The organism is Pseudonocardia sp. D17, assembly GCF_036984265.1.
GTDB classification, from domain to species: Bacteria; Actinomycetota; Actinomycetes; order Mycobacteriales; family Pseudonocardiaceae; genus Pseudonocardia; species Pseudonocardia benzenivorans.
In genome coordinates this window covers 103,066-120,077 of sequence record NZ_BPRG01000044.1, presented here as the reverse complement: position 1 = coordinate 120,077, position 17,012 = coordinate 103,066, and the positions used below count along the sequence as shown (strand labels likewise).

Annotated in this window: 18 protein-coding genes; 15 read left to right on the top strand and 3 right to left on the bottom strand. The window is 73.0% G+C overall.

The genetic code is table 11. The annotated features are described in order from the left end of the window. Positions 1–78 precede the first annotated feature (78 nt). Positions 79–267: a ferredoxin gene (locus PSD17_RS08685; protein WP_013674719.1), complete on the top strand. Its 189-nt coding sequence runs from the start codon at positions 79–81 to the stop codon at positions 265–267. An 88-nt stretch (positions 268–355) separates the two neighbouring features. Continuing rightward, positions 356–1,990, top strand: a complete 1,635-nt coding sequence (locus PSD17_RS08680; protein ID WP_339122341.1) for an FAD-dependent oxidoreductase — start codon at positions 356–358, stop codon at positions 1,988–1,990. Positions 1,991–2,036: 46 nt separating this feature from the next. Here the strand turns inward: PSD17_RS08680 and PSD17_RS08675 are convergent, their stop codons facing one another. Genes PSD17_RS08675 through PSD17_RS08665 form a run of 3 tightly spaced genes read right to left on the bottom strand, consistent with a single transcriptional unit; the run spans position 2,037 to position 4,847 of the window. After that, the gene (locus tag PSD17_RS08675) at positions 2,037–3,038 is read right to left on the bottom strand and encodes a zinc-dependent alcohol dehydrogenase (RefSeq protein ID WP_339122340.1); all 1,002 of its coding nucleotides are present in this window, start codon (positions 3,036–3,038) and stop codon (positions 2,037–2,039) included. A gap of 2 nt (positions 3,039–3,040) precedes the next feature. Continuing rightward, positions 3,041–3,844, bottom strand: coding sequence for a sugar phosphate isomerase/epimerase family protein (locus PSD17_RS08670; RefSeq protein ID WP_013674722.1), 804 nt, complete (start codon positions 3,842–3,844; stop codon positions 3,041–3,043). A gap of 58 nt (positions 3,845–3,902) precedes the next feature. Further along, a complete protein-coding gene (locus PSD17_RS08665; RefSeq protein ID WP_013674723.1) occupies positions 3,903–4,847 on the bottom strand; it encodes a ketopantoate reductase family protein in 945 nt (314 codons plus the stop codon). A 166-nt stretch (positions 4,848–5,013) separates the two neighbouring features. On the opposite strand from PSD17_RS08665, the gene PSD17_RS08660 reads away from it, so the two are divergent. From PSD17_RS08660 to PSD17_RS08600, 13 genes are all read left to right on the top strand, one after another. Further along, positions 5,014–5,769, top strand: coding sequence for a class II aldolase/adducin family protein (locus PSD17_RS08660; RefSeq protein WP_013674724.1), 756 nt, complete (start codon positions 5,014–5,016; stop codon positions 5,767–5,769). Positions 5,770–5,866: 97 nt separating this feature from the next. Next, on the top strand, positions 5,867–7,090 hold the full coding sequence (locus PSD17_RS08655) for an alpha-hydroxy acid oxidase (protein ID WP_339122339.1): 1,224 nt from the start codon (positions 5,867–5,869) through the stop codon (positions 7,088–7,090). Positions 7,091–7,197: 107 nt separating this feature from the next. Continuing rightward, a complete protein-coding gene (locus PSD17_RS08650; RefSeq protein WP_103381315.1) occupies positions 7,198–8,406 on the top strand; it encodes an ABC transporter substrate-binding protein in 1,209 nt (402 codons plus the stop codon). A gap of 64 nt (positions 8,407–8,470) precedes the next feature. Then, positions 8,471–9,334: a branched-chain amino acid ABC transporter permease gene (locus PSD17_RS08645; RefSeq protein WP_339122338.1), complete on the top strand. Its 864-nt coding sequence runs from the start codon at positions 8,471–8,473 to the stop codon at positions 9,332–9,334. Continuing rightward, positions 9,327–10,445 (top strand): branched-chain amino acid ABC transporter permease, encoded by a 1,119-nt coding sequence (locus PSD17_RS08640; RefSeq protein ID WP_339122337.1) that lies wholly within the window; start codon positions 9,327–9,329, stop codon positions 10,443–10,445. The genes PSD17_RS08645 and PSD17_RS08640 overlap by 8 nt, the downstream gene beginning before the upstream one ends. Further along, positions 10,445–11,275: an ABC transporter ATP-binding protein gene (locus PSD17_RS08635; RefSeq protein WP_103381312.1), complete on the top strand. Its 831-nt coding sequence runs from the start codon at positions 10,445–10,447 to the stop codon at positions 11,273–11,275. The genes PSD17_RS08640 and PSD17_RS08635 overlap by 1 nt, the downstream gene beginning before the upstream one ends. Beyond that, entirely contained in the window at positions 11,259–11,963 is a 705-nt protein-coding gene (locus PSD17_RS08630) for an ABC transporter ATP-binding protein (RefSeq protein WP_103381311.1), read from the top strand. Before PSD17_RS08635 ends, PSD17_RS08630 begins: the two co-directional genes overlap by 17 nt. A 28-nt stretch (positions 11,964–11,991) precedes the next feature. After that, positions 11,992–12,564 (top strand): hypothetical protein, encoded by a 573-nt coding sequence (locus PSD17_RS08625; protein ID WP_339122336.1) that lies wholly within the window; start codon positions 11,992–11,994, stop codon positions 12,562–12,564. 43 nt (positions 12,565–12,607) lie between these two features. Further along, positions 12,608–13,414, top strand: a complete 807-nt coding sequence (locus PSD17_RS08620; RefSeq protein WP_234027832.1) for an SDR family NAD(P)-dependent oxidoreductase — start codon at positions 12,608–12,610, stop codon at positions 13,412–13,414. Then, positions 13,411–14,172 carry an SDR family NAD(P)-dependent oxidoreductase gene (locus PSD17_RS08615; RefSeq protein ID WP_339122335.1) on the top strand — a complete coding sequence of 254 codons (762 nt, stop codon included), beginning with the start codon at positions 13,411–13,413 and terminating at the stop codon, positions 14,170–14,172. Before PSD17_RS08620 ends, PSD17_RS08615 begins: the two co-directional genes overlap by 4 nt. 12 nt (positions 14,173–14,184) lie before the next feature. Further along, the gene (locus tag PSD17_RS08610; protein ID WP_013674734.1) at positions 14,185–14,646 is read left to right on the top strand and encodes a VOC family protein; all 462 of its coding nucleotides are present in this window, start codon (positions 14,185–14,187) and stop codon (positions 14,644–14,646) included. An 8-nt stretch (positions 14,647–14,654) separates the two neighbouring features. Then, positions 14,655–16,103 (top strand): FAD-dependent oxidoreductase, encoded by a 1,449-nt coding sequence (locus PSD17_RS08605; protein WP_041759610.1) that lies wholly within the window; start codon positions 14,655–14,657, stop codon positions 16,101–16,103. Then, positions 16,100–17,002, top strand: a complete 903-nt coding sequence (locus PSD17_RS08600; RefSeq protein WP_339122334.1) for a TrmB family transcriptional regulator — start codon at positions 16,100–16,102, stop codon at positions 17,000–17,002. The genes PSD17_RS08605 and PSD17_RS08600 overlap by 4 nt, the downstream gene beginning before the upstream one ends. Positions 17,003–17,012: the final 10 nt, after the last annotated feature.

Below are 17,012 nucleotides of genomic sequence, written 5' to 3'. Positions count from 1 at the left end.
ACAGCCCATCACCCGATCCTTGATCGCCTACGACCACTGACCGGGTTCGGACTTACTCGTCTAGGAGAGGGGCACGCCGTGCGTGTCGACATCGACCTGGCCGCGTGTGCCGGCCACGGGCAGTGCGCCGCAACGTCCCCGGACGTCTACCACCTCGACGACGACGGGTTCGTCCTCGCCGACGTGACCGTCCCAGACGGTGCGGAGGAGGACGCCCGCGAAGGCGCCTCGGCGTGCCCGGAGAACGCGATCACCGTGCGGGACTGAGCCCGGCACGGGTCGAGCGGGTCCCGGGCCGGAACGTCATCAGCTGCTGCGGCAGGTCCGCGGCCCGAGCAGGAGGAGGTGCGGGCTCGTGCGCGTCTGGACCGGCGATCTCGCCAGGGAGCACGACATGGTGGTCGTGGGGGCCGGCGCGATCGGGCTGACGGCGGCGCTCGTCGCGGCCGACGCCGGCGCCCGGGTGGCCGTCCTGGAGAAGGCGCCCTACCTCGGCGGCACCTCCGCGGTGTCCGGCGGGATGTTCTGGATCCCGATGAACACCCGGATGGCGGCACTGGGGCTGACCGACGACCGCGAGGACGCGCTGCGTTACCTGCGCGCCGTCACCGCCGGCCGCACCGCCGACGACGTGCTCGCCGCGCTCGTCGACCGCGGGCCCGAGATGCTCGACTTCCTCGAACGCCGCGCCGGGCTGCGGATGGCGCCGATGGACAACTTCCCCGACTACCACCCCGAGTGGGACGGCGCCCACCCCGGCGGCCGCTCGCTCGACCCGGAGCTCTACGACATCACACAGATGGGCGAGCTGGCCGGGAGCCTGCGCCCGGACCTGCGGCTGCCGTTCACGATGCGCGAGTACGAGGAGTGGCGCATCTTCACCCGCTTCCCGACGGAGATGCTCGAACGCCGCGCCGCCGCCGGCCTCGTCGCGCGGGGCCGCGCGCTGGTCGCCCCCCTCGTCGCCGCCTGCTCCGACGCGGGCGTCACCCTCGTGACGGGTTGCGCCGCCCAGCGGCTGGTCGTCGAGGACGAGGCCGTCGCCGGGGTCGTCACCGCCGCGGGGGACCGGGTCCCCGCGCGGGCCGTCGTGCTCGCGTGCGGCGGGTTCGAGTGGTCGCCCGAGATGGTCGACAACTTTCTGTCCGGCCCCGTGCACGGCAGCTGCAGCCCGCCGCACAACACCGGCGACGGCATCCGGATGGCCGCGAAGGCGGGCGTCGGGCTCGGCTCGATGCGCGAGGCGTGGTGGGGCCCGATGGTCCTCGTCCCCGGCGACGAGACCGACGGCGCCCAGACCGGCACGCTGCTGCGGTTCGAGCGCACCGGCCCGCACACCGTGATCGTCAACCGCAACGGGCGCCGGTTCGTCAACGAGGCGCACAACTACAACGACATGACCAAGGCGTTCCACCTGTTCGACCCGGGCGCCTACGACTTCGCGAACCTGCCCGCCTATCTGATCTTCGACGAGCGGCACCTGCGCGAGTACGGGTTCCTGTCCCACCGGGCCGGGCTGCCGACGCCGTCGTGGATCCGCACCGCACCCACCGTCGCCGAGCTCGCCGCCCTGCTGGAGATCGACCCCGCCGGGCTCACCGAGACCCTCGACCGGTTCAACGAACACGCCCGCAACGGCGTCGACCCCGACTTCAACCGGGGTGCCAGCGCCTACGACCGGTACTGGGGCGACCAGCACGCGCCGCACCCGGCGCTCGGCCCGGTCGAGACGCCGCCGTTCTACGCCGTCGAGGTCGTCTCCGGCGTCATCGGCACCAAGGGCGGCATCGTCACCGACGGCGAGGGGCGTGCCCTCGACACGTTCGGCGACCCGGTCCCCGGTCTCTACGCCGCGGGCAACACCACCGCGCACCCGATGGGACCGGGCTACCCGGGCGCCGGCGCGACGCTCGGTCCGGGCTCGACGATGGCCTACGCCGCCGGCCTCGCGGCCGTCGCGCAGCTCGGCCTGCGGCCCCTCACCACCTGACCCGGGATGCGCTCCTCCCGTCCCACGGCGCGCAGGCCCTCACGGGTCACGGAGTGACCAACACCTTCACGATCTCGGCGGCGCCGGTGATGGCGTGGTCGAAGGCGGCGGCGACGTCGTCGAGGGGGTAGGTGGCGCTGACGAAGCGCGCCACGGCCTCGCGCTGCGCGCCGACCACCGCGAGCGCCTCAGGGAACAGGCCCGCCCGGGCGCCGACGATCGTGACACCCTCGAACAGCACCTTGGGCACGGGCACCACGAGGTCGTGGGCCGCGACACCGACCACGACGAGCCGGCCGCCGTTGCCGACCGCGCCCAGCGCGGACTCGAGCCCGGGGCGGGTTCCCGAGGCCTCGAACGCGACGTCGGCACCCTCGCCGTGCGACCAGTCGGCGACGGCACCGGGCTCGGCGAGCGGGTCGACGACGCGGGCGGCGCCCAGCTCGGCGGCGAGCGCCCGACGCCCGGCGACCGGGTCGCTGACGAGGATCTCGTGCCCCGCGGCGGCCGCGCACACCGTGACGGCCAGGCCGATGGGGCCAGCGCCGACGATCGCGATCCGCTCGTCGCCACGCAGCTCGGCGCGCGCGACCGCCATCGCCGCGATCGAGAACGGCTCGACGAGGGCGGCCTCGGTCGGGGTCAGCCCGGGTGCGCCGAAGAGCTGCCCGACGGGCGCGACGACCTGCTCGGCCAGCCCGCCCGGCAGCGCGACGCCCAGCGCGCGGAACGACGTGCACGCCGGCCACCGCCCGCGGGTGCAGGGCCGGCAGCGCCCGCACGGGATGGCCGGGTTGATCGTGACCGTGTCCCCGACCTGCAGCGGGCCGTCGTAGCCGCGGGGGAGCGAGGTGAGCGTGCCGCCGACCTCGTGCCCCTGCCGCAGCGGGAACCCGGTGTCGTGTCGTTCCCCCAGGTACATGTGCAGATCGGTACCGCACAGCCCGACGGTGCCGACGTCGACGACGGCGTCACCGGGGCCGGGGTCGGGCTCGGCGACGGTCTCGACGCGGATGTCGCGAGGGCCGGTGGTGACGGCGGCGCGCACGGCTACTCCTGTCCGAGGACGGTGGTGGCGGGATCGGTGACGAGGACGCGCTGTGTCGCCTCCAGCAGGCGGCGGGCGCGGTCCGCCGGGTCGAGCTCGGCAGCGAGCCGGTCGGACTGCACCTCCACCGAGACCGGCAGGTCCGCGGGCAGGCGCGCGAGCAGGTCCCGCAACGGCAGCTCGCCCTCGCCCGGGGCGAGCCGGTGATGGCGGGCCTCGTCGGCGACGGCGTCGAGGTCGGCCGGGCCGGTGGCGGGACCGTCGCACACCTGGACATAGCCGATCCTGGTCCCGGGGACCGCGGCGAGGTCGGCGGGAGAACCCCCGCTGCGCTGCAGGTGCAGCGCGTCGACCAGGACGGCGGCGTCGGCGGGGTCGGCGTCGAGTTCGTCGAGGAGCCCGACCGCGTCGGCCAGCGTCGGGATCCGGGTGAACCGCATGAACTCCACTGCGACCCGGACCGGGGTCGTGTGGGCGGCGCCCACCAGCGTCGCCAGCTGGTCGAGCGTGGCGGCGCGTTCGGGGTGCCCGCTGACCGTCAACAGGTACCGGGCGCCGAGCTCGACGGCGAGGTCGAGCAGGCGCAGCGCCTCGTCGAGGTCACGGTCGGGCCCGAGCCGCACGACCTCCAGGTCGAGCAGCACCAGGCCCTGGTCGGCGGCCCTGCGACGCAGCCGCGTCGCGGTGGCCCGGTCGGTGTCGGCCGCCAGCCGCAGCCCCGCGGCGTCGTACCCGGCCGCCGCGGCGGCGTCGAGCGTCGCCGCGGGTCCGGCGTCGAGTACCGTGCCGGCCGCGAGGGAGATCATCGGGCGCTCCTCGGATAGTCGCTAGCCACGAGACGACGCGTGCTGCACGTCACCGGGCTCACCGGACCCCGGCGAGCGCCAGCAGGCCCAGCACGGTCGTGTGCACCGGTACCGGCACGCCGTGGGTGCCGGCGAGCCGCGCGACCGCGGCGGCCATGCTCGAGAGCTCGGTGCGCCGCCCGTTGCGGACGTCGGTGCACATCGAGGTGTAGTGCTCGCCGGTGCCCGCCCAGACGGTGCGGGCGTGCGCGAGCGCCTCGTCGCGGTCGAGCGCGACGCCCTCGGCGTGGGCCACGGCGACGACCTCCGCGGCCATCGTCTGGACGACGTCGCGGCCCTCGGCGCTGTTCCACACGGTCGCGACGGTGACCCGGGGGACCGCGCTCACCGGGCTCATGGATGCGAGCGCGAGCTTGTTCCAGATCAGCGTGTCGACCTGTGGAACCGCCTCGGCCGACAGGCCGGCGGCGCCCAGCGCAGCGGCGACCGCGGCACCGCGTTCCAGGGGTGCGCGACCCCGCCCCATGCGGCCGAGGTCGGTGCGCGAGGCGCCCGCGGCCGTCGACGCCGAGACCGTGATCCGGCCCGGTTCGGCCAGCGCGGCGCCCACCGTCGTGGTCCCGACGAGGGTGCGCTCCTCGCCGAACACGTCCGCGACCAGCGCGTCGGTGCCCAGCCCGTTCTGCAGCGGGACGGCGACGCCGTCCGCGGCGAGCACGTGCCCCGCCGTGGCGGCGGCCTCGCCGAGGTCGTAGGCCTTGGTGAGCAGGAGCAGCACGTCGAGCGAGCCCGGGGCGACGTCGGCCGCGTGCACCGCGACCGGGACGTCGACCCGCCACGGCTCACCCTCGGGCGGGTCGACCTGCAGCGGAGCAGTCTGCAAGGCCCGGATGTGCGCGCTGCCGCGGCCGATCAGGACGACGTCCGCCCCGGCCCGTGCGAGGTGGGCGGCGTAGGCCGATCCCATGCCGCCGGCTCCGAGCACACCGATGCGTCCGGTCATGTCCTGTCCTCCGGGGGAGCCGCCGCGTCGCGGCCGAGTACGTAGGTCGATTCCTGACCCTGAAAGCGTCACTAGAACCCTAGCGCCGCTCCGCCGCGGCGGGCTAGCCTTCCGGGCAGGCGGTGCCGCCCGGGCCGGTGGCGGCACCCCGGAACCGGAGGAGCCGATGAGTCTCACCGACAGCGCGCCGACCACCCAGCCCGTGATCAGCGAGAGCGACCCGCGGTTCCAGATCGCCGCGGCGCGGCGCATCCTGCACCGCGAGGGTCTGGACAGCCAGGTCGGCGGACACGTCAGCCTGCGCGTCCCCGGCGAGGAGGCCTTCCTCGTCACGCCCTTCCAGTACTTCGACGAGACGCTGCCCGAGCACGTCAGCAAGGTCGGCTTCGACCTCCAGGTCATCGAGCCCGGCACGCTGCCGGCCTCGCCCGGCATCAACTTCCACGCCTCGATCTACTCGGCGCGGCCGGACGTGAACTGCGTGATCCACACCCACGCGAAGAACATGTCGGTGCTGAGCACGACGGGTGAGCCCTACGGGGTCTACTACGACTACGCCTCGCTGCTGCTCGACGAGGTCGTGCCGTGGGTCGACGACCCGAACCTCGTCCCCTCCGAGGAGGGCGAGCTCATGGTCGCCGCGCTCGGGAGCAAGAAGGCGCTGCTCATGGGCCACCACGGGTCGCTGCACGTCGGCGACACGCTGGAGCGGGTCACGATGGAGGCGCTGATCATGGAGCTGTGCGCCGGCTACCAGCTGGCGGCCATGGCCGTCGGCGGCAAGCCGCTCGACCGTCAGATCGCCGAGAGCTACCGCGGCGCGTACCTGAAGAACAAGTTCCGCGAGCAGATGTGGATCGCGAACTACCGCCGACTGATCCGCAGCGACCCGGACCTCTTCGCGACGCTGCAGCGCGGCTGAGGGCAGGCGTCGTTCGTCGGGTCACGACGGTTCCGGGCCCGCGCTGACGCGTGTGGCCCGGCACCGTCGTGCTCGGCCGAGAACCAGGAGGGACCACGTGGTCGGGAGTGGACGGCGGGGCCGGCTCGCATCGGCGGTGACGGTCGCCGACCTGCGCGCGGCGGCGCGCCGTCGGTTGCCGCGCATGGTGTTCGACTTCGTCGACGGCGGGGCCGAGGACGAGCTGACGCTCACCGAGAACGAGGCGGCGTTCGACCGGGTGTCGTTCCGGCCGCGGGTGCTCGTCGACGTCTCCGAGCGCCCGCAGCACGTCACGGTGCTGGGCAGGCGGCTGGAGCTGCCGGTGATCCTCGGGCCGACCGGGCTCATGCGCATGGTCGACCACGAGGGTGAACGGGCCTCGGCGGCCGCCGCGCACGCCTTCGGCACGGTGTCGGTGACCAGCTCGGGGTCGAGCGTGTCGATCGAGGACGTCGCCGCCTCGGTGGCCTCGCCGCAGTGGTTCCAGCTCTATCCGTGGGGCGACCGGGGCACCGTGGAGAACATCATCGGCCGCGCCCGCGACAGCGGGTTCGAGGCGATGGTCGTCACGGTCGACGTGCCCGTCGTCGGGGCCAGGGAGAAGGACCTGCGCAACGGCCTCACGGTCCCGCCGCAGGTCAACCCCAGGACGGGCTGGGACCTGCTGCGCCATCCCGGCTGGCTCGCGGGGCTGCTGACCCACCCGAGGCCGACGTTCGCGAACTTCACCGGGCTCATGACCGAGGCCAAGGGCACGACGGGCCTGGCCGTCTACACCAACGGGCTGCTCAACCCGGCGCACACCTGGCGCGACCTCGAGTGGATGGTCGAGCGCTGGGGCGGGCCCGTCGTCCTCAAGGGCGTGATGACCGGCGAGGACGCCAAGCGGGCCGTCGACGTCGGGTGCCGCGCGGTCGCGGTGTCCAACCACGGCGGCCGGCAGGGTGACTCCGTCCCGGCCGCCCTGGACGTGCTGCCGGAGGTCGTCGACGCGGTCCCGGCCGACGTCGACGTGCTGCTCGACGGCGGCGTCCGCCGCGGCGGCGACGTCGTGAAGGCGCTCGCGCTCGGTGCGCGGGCGTGCCTGCTCGGCCGTCCGTGGGTCTACGGGCTGGCGGCCGGCGGCACCGCGGGCGTCGAGCGGATGCTCGCCATCCTGCGCGACGAGATCGACCGCACACTGGCGCTGATCGGCCGTCCGGGCGTAGCCACATTGGACCGTTCGGCGGTGGGCCCGTGGCCGCGTGCCGTCGCCGGCGGCCTTGCCGACGGCGTTCCGGAGCCCGTGCGTAAATCGTGACCTACTAGAACGTCGTTAGGCAGTTGACGACGCTTCGTGTGACCCTTACATTTCGCCGGAGTTGCGGCCGTCACACGTCCGCGCGTCACCCCAGCGGAGGATCCCCGATGATGCGCAAGCCTCTCCTGTTCGCGGCAGCGGCCGTCACCGCGCTGCTCGCGACGGCATGCGGAAACGTCTCCAGCAGTTCCGGGTCGGGGGGAGGTGAGACACCACCGGGCATCACCGCCGACCAGATCACGATCGGCGCGACGCTCCCCATCACCGGCACCGCGGCCGTCTCCGGCCAGGGCCTGCAGGCCGGCATCCAGATCGCGGTCGACGAGATCAACGCAGGCGGCGGCATCGGCGGTCGCAAGGTCAACGCGATCATCCTCGACGACGGCTTCACTCCCGACCGCGTCGTCACCAACGTCCGGCGCCTGGTCTCGCAGGAGAAGGTCTACGCGATCGTCGCCCCCGCGGGCTCGCAGGGCCTGCCCGGGACCTGGCAGTTCCTCGCTGAGAACAAGACGCCGATGTGGGGCCCGATCTCCCCGGCCGACCCGAAGCAGGCCGAGGTCTACCTGCTCAGCGCCACCCGCGCGGCCCAGGACGCGGTCGCGATCGACTACTTCGCCAAGAAGGGCGCCAAGCGCCTCGCGGTCATCAAGCAGGACAACGACCTCGGTGTCTCGGCCAAGCAGGCGCTCGACGCGCAGATGCCCAAGCACCCGGACATGCAGGTCGTCGCCGACGAGACCACGGCCACCGGCAGCACCGAGGTCAGCTCCGCGGTCAACAAGGTCGTCGCGGCCCAGCCCGACGCCGTGCTGCTCGCCGAGGACAACACCTCGACCGCGCTGATCCTCAAGCAACTGCGGGCGCAGGGCTTCACCGGCATGGTCTTCGCCGACCAGGGCGCCGGCGGCACCGGCGGTCCGTCGACCGTCGGCCCGGCGGGCGAGGCGGCCGAAGGTTTCCTCGGCGGCATGCAGGCCGACACCGTCTCCACGAACAACCCCGCCGTCGAGCACTGGCGCGAGCTGGCGAAGAAGAGCGGCAAGCCGCAGGCCGAGAGCGGCTTCTCGCTGCAGACCTACAGCTTCGTCCAGGCGTTCGCCGAGCTGGTCAAGCGCATGGGTGACGACGTCTCCTACGCGAACTTCCAGAAGACCGCCGAGGGTCTGAAGTCCGAGCCGATCAAGCTCGGGTCGATCCCGGACATCGAGTGCGGACCGCTGCCCGACGGACACACCTGCGCCAGGCAGGCCGGTATCGCGAAGTACACCGGTGGTAAGTGGGTCGTCGAGCAGGAGTTCATGGCCCCCATCTGATCCGCACCACCCCGGGAAATGACCCCGGTCCCGACGGGCCGGGCCGAGCAGGAAGGAGAGAAACGTGCTGCAGACCATCGTCAGCGGGCTGGAGTCCGGAAGCTGGTTCGCCCTGCTCGGCCTGGCCATCGTCGTCGTCATGAAGGCCGCCGACGTCCCTAACTTCGCGATGGCGGAGATGGGGCTCGTCGCGACCTACGTCGGCATCTCGCTCGCCGCGGCAGGCCTGCCGTTCTGGATCACCGTGCTGGCGACACTCGTCGTCGGCATCGCACTCGGGGTGCTCATCGACGCCGCGCTCATGCGCCGGCTGTCCAAGTACGGGCACTTCCCGCTGCTGCTCATGACGATCGGCCTCTCGCTCGCGCTCAACGCGGTCGTCGGCCTGATCTGGGGGCACGACCCCCGCAGCTTCCCCGCACCCTGGTCGGGTGTGTCGGTGAGCGTCGGCGGTGGCGTGTCCGTCGGCGTCTCGCAGATCGTGTCGATCGTCGTCGGGCTCGTCGGCGCCGTCGCGATCACCATGTTCTTCCGGTCGTCGACGGGAGCGCAGATGCGCGCCGTCGCCGAGAACCGGGCGACTGCACGGCTGATCGGGGTCAGCGCCGGCCGGCTCTCGGCCATCGCGTGGGGCATCGGCGGGCTCATCGCCGCGGTCACCGTGATGCTGCAGGCGCAGTCGTCGCTGGTCTCGACGATCACGCCGACGTCGCTGATCATCTACGGCTTCGTCGCCGCCACGATGGGCGGCTTCACGTCGCTGATCGGCACGTTCGTCGGCGGCCTGATCCTGGGTGTCATCCAGCAGTTCGTCGGCGCCTACCTGTCGACCGCGGCGCAGTTCTCCGTCGCGCTGCTGGTCGTGTTCCTGGTCCTGGTCCTGCGTCCCGACGGGTTCACCAAGGGAGTGAGGTTGCGCGATGTCTGACTCGACCGAGGTGCTCGCGAGCGCCCCGACCACCGGGCCCGCCGCCGTCGCGGCCGGGATCAGAGCCAACGCCGGCGCCGCCGACGAGGGCGGGCGCGGGTCGGGCCTGCGCAAGGGCATCGTGGCGATCGTCGTCCTGGTGGTGCTCTTCGCGGTGCCGTTCGTCGCGAACTCCTACCTGGTGTTCGTCCTCAGCCTGACGCTCGTCTACGCGATCTCGACCGTCGGGTTCAACCTGCTCGTCGGGTGGTCGGGGCAGATCGGCCTCGCGCACGCCGCGCTGTTCGCCCTCGGCGCCTACGGGAGCGCGATCTCCGTCCAGCACGGGGTCCCGTTCCTGATCACGATCCCGCTCGCCGGTGTTGCCGCCGCCCTGCTCGCGGTGGTCATCGGGTTCCCGGCGGTCCGGCTCAAGGGCTTCTTCCTCGCCATCGCGACGCTCGCGCTCGGCATGGCGATCGTCGAGCTGCTGGTGTTCGCCCGGCCCATCACCGGCGGCGGCGCGGGCATGAACGTCGACGTGTGGACGCTGCCCGGCATCACCGGCAGCGCGTCGACGTACTTCGTGATCCTCGTCGTCGCGGCGCTGACGTTCTTCCTCACCCGCCGCGCCCTGCTCGGCCGCTTCGGTCGCACCCTGCAGGCGGTGCGCGACCTCGGGTCGCTCACCGGCTCGCTCGGGGTGTCGGTGCTGCGTTACCGGCTCGTCGCGTTCGGGCTGTCCGGCTTCATCGCCGCGGTCGCCGGCACCCTGTACTCCCAGTTGCAGACGTTCATCTTCCCGGCCATGTTCCACATGAACCTGCTGGTCCCGATGCTGGTCATGGTCTTCGTCGGCGGCGCCGGGTCGCTGTGGGGCCCGCTGGTCGGCGCGGCGTTCGCCGTCGTCATCATCGAGTTCTTCCAGGACCTCGGCGACCAGCAGGCCATCGCCTACGGCCTCGTGCTGATGGTCGTGATCGCGCTGCTGCCGGGCGGACTCACCTCGCTGTTCCGGACCATCCGTGACTCGCGGTTCGGGACGGCACTGCTGCGGCGCAAGCCTGCGACGCCCGTCCCCGGCACCGAGGGCACCGCCGCGCCCGAGACCTCTGTGAAGGAGGACGCGTGATGTCCACCGAGACGGTCGACGCGGGCGACACGGCCACCCCGGCGCGGGAGGCCGACGTCGTCGTCGAGTTCGACGGCGTCAGCAAGTCCTTCGGCGGCAACTCCGTGCTGGAGGGCGTGAACCTCGCGGTGCGCCCCGGGTTCACCGGGCTCATCGGACCCAACGGCGCCGGCAAGACGACATGCCTCAACGTCGTCTCCGGCTACCTCCGGCCCGACGCCGGCGACGTGCGCCTCGGCGGGCAGAGCGTCATCGGGCTGCGGCCCGACAAGGTCGCCCGCCTCGGCGTCTCCCGCACCTTCCAGACCCCGCGGCTGATCCCGAACCTGTCGGCCGTGGAGAACGTCATGGTCGGCGGTGGGCGCCACCACCGGCACGGGCACATCGCCGAGCTGTTCGGCGTCCCCGCCGCGCGCCGCGACGAGAAGGACCAGCGCGCCCGCGCCCGCGAGCTGCTGGGCATCTTCGGGCTCGGCGCGCACCCGGACCGGGCGGCGAACCAGTTCCCGATCGGCAGCCAGAAGATCATCGAGGTGGCACGGGGCCTGCTCAACGACCCCGCACTGCTGCTGCTCGACGAACCCGCCGCCGGTCTCGGCGCCGAGGACGTCGACCGTCTCGTCGACGGGCTCAACGGCTGGCTGGGGCAGCGGCCGGAAGCTGCCGTCATGATCATCGAGCACGACCTCGAGCTCATCACCCGGCTGTGTCCCACGGCCGCGGTCCTGCACTTCGGGCGGATCATCCAGAACGGACCGCCCAAGGACGTCCTGCGCGACCCCGTCGTCGTCGAGGCCTACCTGGGAGCCGACGTTGCTGCTGGAGATTGACGATGCCCGGACCGGCTACGGCGGTCTGGAGGTCCTGCACGGGGTGTCGCTGACCGTCGACGAGGGCGAGATCGTCACCGTCCTCGGTCCCAACGGCACCGGGAAGACGTCGCTGATGCGCCTGCTGTCGGGGGTGCTGCCGCTGTGGTCGGGCCGCATCACCTTCGACGGCAAGGACCTCGGCAAGCTCCCGCCCAACAAGCGCGCCGGCCTGGGGCTGTGCCAGCTGCCCGAAGGCCGCGGCATCTTCCAGACCCTCACGGTCGGGGAGAACCTCGACCTCGGGCTGGCCGCCCGCCGCGCCCACGGCGCCGCCGCCAAGGCCGACCGCGACCGGGTGCTGTCGCTGTTCCCGGAGCTCGCCGGCCGGCTCGACCAGTCGGCGTCGTCGTTGTCGGGCGGGCAGCAGCAGATGCTCGCCCTCGGCCGGGCGCTGATGAGCCACCCTCGGCTGCTGCTGATCGACGAGCTGTCGTTCGGTCTGGCCCCGCGCGTCGTGCGCGACCTGTTCGACGTCGTGCGCGAGCTGCGCGAGCAGGGCGTGACGTTCCTGATCGTCGAGCAGCAGGCCGCCGCGTTGCGGGTCTCCGACCGGACGTACATCCTGCGCGGCGGTCGCAACGAGCTCACCCGGGCCTCCGACGAGCTGCTCGCGTCCGACGAGCTGGTGAGCTCCTACCTGCGCTGACGGTGAACATCCGAGGGGGGAACGGGCGATGACGGGGGAACACGAGGAGCTGCACCTGCGGCAGCTCCCCGACCAGCTGCGTGCGCTCGACCCACCGGTCGACCCGCGTGTGCTGGCGCTGGTCGAGGCCGAGCACGCGCGCTGGCGCGGGTTGCACGACCGGCTCGTCGCGCTGATCGTGCAGCTCATCGACGTCGCCGCCGACGCCACCGACGGCGAGCACGCGGTGGACGACGTGATCACCCGGCTGATCGGGGAGACGACCGTCGGCATCGACGACCTCGTCGGCTCCGGCGCGCAGGTCGACCCCGTCGAGATCGCCGCGTTGCTGCGCGCGCACGGATCGGTCGGCACGGTCACGTCCGTCGGCCAGGTCACGACGTTCCGGCACGCCTGCGGCAGCGGGGGGCACTACTGGCGGGACAACCCCGACGTCGCGAAGGTCGCCGACGGCGAGGTGCCCGGTGTCCCCGGTGAACGCCCCCGCTACTGCGCGCGGTGCATCCGCAGCATCGCCGCCCACGCGCACGGCGCATGGACCGTCACGCCCCCGGACGAGGCGGAGGACCTGTGCACGTGGCAGGTCACGGTGTCGCCGTGAGCGCCGGTCCGCTCCCCACCCCCGCACTCCCCAGGAGAAGAACATGAACTCCGCCGTGGCCACGGCCGTCGTCACCGGCGCCGGCAGCGGCATCGGTGCCGTCATCGCCCGGCACGCAGCCAAGGCCGGGTACCGCGTCGCCTGCTGGGACGTCGACGGCGCCGCCGCGGCGGCCACCGCCTCGTCGATCGGCGACCTCGCCACGTCCCGGCGCGTCGACGTGACCTCCGAGGACGCGGTCGTCGCGGGGTTCGACGCGCTCGACGGCCCGCTGTCGCTGGTGGTCAACAACGCCGGCCTGGTGCGGTTCGGCCCGCTCGCGACGCTGTCGGTCGCGGACTGGCAGGCCGTCATCGACGTCAACCTCACCGGGACGTTCGTCGTCGCGCGCCACGGAGCCCTCCGGATGGGCGACGCGGGCGGCGCCGTCGTCAACATCTCGTCGATCAACGGGATCGCGGCCGCCCCCAACGGGGGTGCCTACACCGCGACGAAGGCCGCGGTGATCCGGCTGTCGGAGCAGATGGCGCTGGAGTGGGCGGGCAGCGGGGTGCGGGTCAACTGCGTCGCGCCCGGCCTGATCAACGCCGGCATGTCCGACGCGATCTACGCCGACGCGGAGATCCGCAGGCTGCGCCAGGGCCAGGTCCCGCTCGGCGAGCTGGGGACGGCCGAGCAGGTCGCCGACGCCGTCATCTTCCTGGCCTCGCCGGCCGCGGCCTACATCACGGGGCAGACCATCGCCGTCGACGGCGGCATCACCGTCGCCGCGCTCGCGCGGATGGCGCGCCCCAAGTCGGTCGACTCGGTCGGGGCCGACGGTCCCGACCCGACGCAGGAGGTCTCGTGAAGCAGGTCGCCGGAACGTCGGTGCTGGTCACCGGCGGGGGCAGCGGCATCGGTGAGGGCGTGGCGCGGCTGTTCGCCGCCCGCGGTGCCCGCGTCACGATCAGCGGGCGGCGCGAGGACAAGGTGCGCAAGGTCGCCGACGACATCGGCGCCGGGTGCATCGCCGTCGCCGGGGACGTGACGGTCGCGGCCGACCGCGAGCGCATGCTCGCCGCCGCGATCGAGCACGGCGGCGGACTGGACACGTTGGTCAACGCCGCGGGCAACATGTACCGCGGGAAGATCGACGAGCTCGACGAGCAGCAGATGCTCGATCTCTACCATGCCAACGTCGTCGGGCCGGTGCAGTTGACCGGGCTCGCGATGCCCGCGCTGCGCGAGCGCTCCGGCTCGGTCGTCGTGTTCGGGTCCGTGCACACCCAGCGCGCGTTCCCCGGCGCGTCGCCCTACGCCGCGACCAAGGGTGCGCTCGAGGCCCTGACCGGTGTGCTCGCCGCCGAGCTGGGCCCGCAGGGCGTCCGGATCAACTGCATCCGCCCCGGCGGGGTCTACACCGAGATCAACGAGCGCGCGGGTCTGGGCACCCCGGAGCAGGCGCAGGAGCGGCTCAAGGGTCTGGCGGCGGCACACGCGATCGGGCGCATCGGCACCACCGAGGAGGTCGCGGAGGCCGTTCTCTACCTCGCCGAGGCCGAGTGGGCCACCGGCAGCATCCTGACGATCGACGGCGGTCTGTCGCTCGGCGTGACGAACGACTGAGAGGCCTTCCTCATGGAGCTCTACCACGTCGGCTACGTCGTCGACGACATCGAGAAGGCGATGGCCGCGCTGTCGGCCACGGCCGGCCGAACCTGGTCGGAGATCCGTCCGCGCCACCTGAAGGTGCAGGTCGACGACTCGCCGGAGATCCTGCAGGTCGAGCTCCTCGCCGCCTACTCGCGGCCCGGACCGCCCTACGTCGAACTGATCCAGGACGTGAGCGGGGGCATCTGGTCCGGCGGCGCCCACGGCGGCGCGCGCCTGGACCACCTCGGCTACTGGGAGGCCGACCTGCCCGGCCGGGTCGCCGCGCTGCGGGCGGCCGGCGGCACGCAGGTCGTGCACGCCGTCGACGACTCCGGGAACCCCGTCCGCTTCGCCTACATGCGGGCGCCGGGCGGCGGGCCCTGGCTGGAGCTGGTCGACGAGTCCGTGAAGCCGGAGCTGATGGCCTGGATCGAGGGCACGGCATGAGTCACGGCGTGAGTACGGAGCCGACCGGCTCCGCGCTCGAGTGCGATGTCGTCGTCCTCGGCACCGGGCCCGCCGGGATGGCCGCCGTCGCCGCGGCCGCCGCCGACGGGGTCGACGTCGTCGCCGTCGAGGCGATGGACCACATCGGTGGCAACTGCGTCTGGTCCACCGGCTACCTGACGTTCGTGAACTCCGCGATGCAGGCCGAGCAGGGCATCGTCGACGACGTCGAGACGTTCGTCGCCGACGCCGCGCGGATGACCGCCGAGGCCGCCGAGGGTTACGGCATGGTGGTCGACGAGGACCTCGTGCGGCTGTTCGGGCGGGAGAGCGCCGAGACCTACGACATCCTCACCGCGCGCGGCGTGCGGTTCAGCCGGTTCATCCCGCGGCCCAAGCAGCACACCGTCGACCGGATGGCGGCCGTCGTCGACCCGTGGATGTTCGCCCGCGCCTTCGAGCCGGACTTCGCGTCGCCGAACGTCCGCACCCTGTTCGGGACGACGGCGCGGCGGCTGCTGACCGACGCCGGCCGGGTCACCGGCGTCCTGGTGGACGGGCCCGACGGCACCACGTCGATCACGGCGCGCGGCGGTGTCGTGCTCGCGACCGGCGGCTACCAGTCCAACCCGGAGCTGCGGCAGCGCTACCAGCCGAACTTCCTCGCCCGCGGGCCCTACCTCGGTGTCGACACGTGCCGCGGCGACGGGCACCTGATGGGCCAGGCCGTCGGCGGCGACCTGGTGAACATGACCTTCGTGCCGCCGCTGGTGATCGTCTCGTCGTCGCTGGTCGAGGACGCCATCGCCGTCAACGAGTCCGGCGTGCGCTTCCACGACGAGGCGGGCCCCTACGAGGAGCGCGTCGAGGCCCTGCTCGGCCAGCCCGGCCGGCGCGGCTGGTACATCGTCGACGACGTCGTCGCCCGGGAGAAGGCCACGCTCATCGGGCAGATGCCCGAACCGGCCGTGCAGGCTCCGACCCTCGTGGAGCTGGCGTCGACGATCGGCGTGCCCGTCGCCGCGCTCGAGGCGACCGTCGCCGGCTGGAACGCGTTCCTCGCCACCGACGCGACGCGCGACCCGCTGACCGGGCGCGTCGTCATGCCGCCCGGGCGGCGTGCCTGCGCGACCGCGCCGTTCACCGCGATCCCGATGGTCGTCGGCGTCAACTTCGTCTCCGGCGGCTTCCGCGCCACGCAGTCGTTGCAGGTCATCGACGTGTTCGGCGCGCCGATCCCCGGCCTCTACGCGGCCGGGGACTGCCTCGGCGGGCTCGGCGGTACCGCGGAACTCGGCGGCACCCGCATCTCTGGCGGCTTCACCCTCGGCCGCCTCGCGGGCCGCGCCGCCGCCCGCGGCGAGGTCGACACCCGCGTGCGGCACAGCGTGCAGGGCGCGTTCCTGCCCAGCAAGCTGGACACGAAGATCGCGCTCGTGCACCTGGCCGACCGATGACGGCACCCGACGGCGTCGTCGCCCAGCTCCAGGAGCTGGGGATGTCGATGTACGAGGCGAAGGCGTACCTCGCGCTGGTCGCGGCAGGGGAACCGCTCAACGGCTACGAGGTCGCGAAGCGTTCCGGGGTGCCACGCAGCACCGTCTACGAGACGCTCGGCAAGCTCACCGCGAGCGGCGCCACCTACGAGGTCCGCACCGACGACGACACCGTCACCTACCTGCCGCTGCCGCCCGCCTCGCTGCTCGACCGGCTGCGGCGGCGCTACGAGTCGACACTCGGCTCGCTGCGGGCCGCGCTGCCCGCGATCGTCCCGCCGTCGCGGGTGCACCTGATCCACAACCTCACCGGCCGCGACGCGCTGCTCGAACGCGCGGGCGACGTCGTGGCCGGGGCGCGGCACGACCTGTTCCTGTCGACGTGGCCGCAGGAGAACGTCGACCTCGAGCAGCTGGTCCGCGAGGCCGACGCCCGCGGGGTCGCCGTCACGACGCTGACCTACGGCGAGGACGAGGAGATCCCCGGGCACACCTACTCCCACCGGCTCTCGCCGCCCGCGGTGGTGCTGGAGAACCTGGGCTGCCGGCTGTTCGTCGCCGTCGCCGACCGCCGCGAGTGCGTCATCGGCGGGTTCGTCGGCGACGACGCGTGGGGCATCTTCTCCGACAACCCGGCCGTCGTGATGGTGGCCGTCGAGTACGTCCGCCACGACATCGCGATGCAGCTCATGGCCGAGCACTTCCCGGCCGACGAGGTCGCCGCCTTCTGGACCGACGACGTCGACCTCGCCCGCCTGCGCTCCGACCACGGGTTCGCGGCCACCGCCCTGCGGGCGGGTGGCTCCGACGGCGAGTCGCGCCCCGGCGGCCGCAGGCGCCGCCGCGGCCGGTCGGCCTGACCGCCCGCGC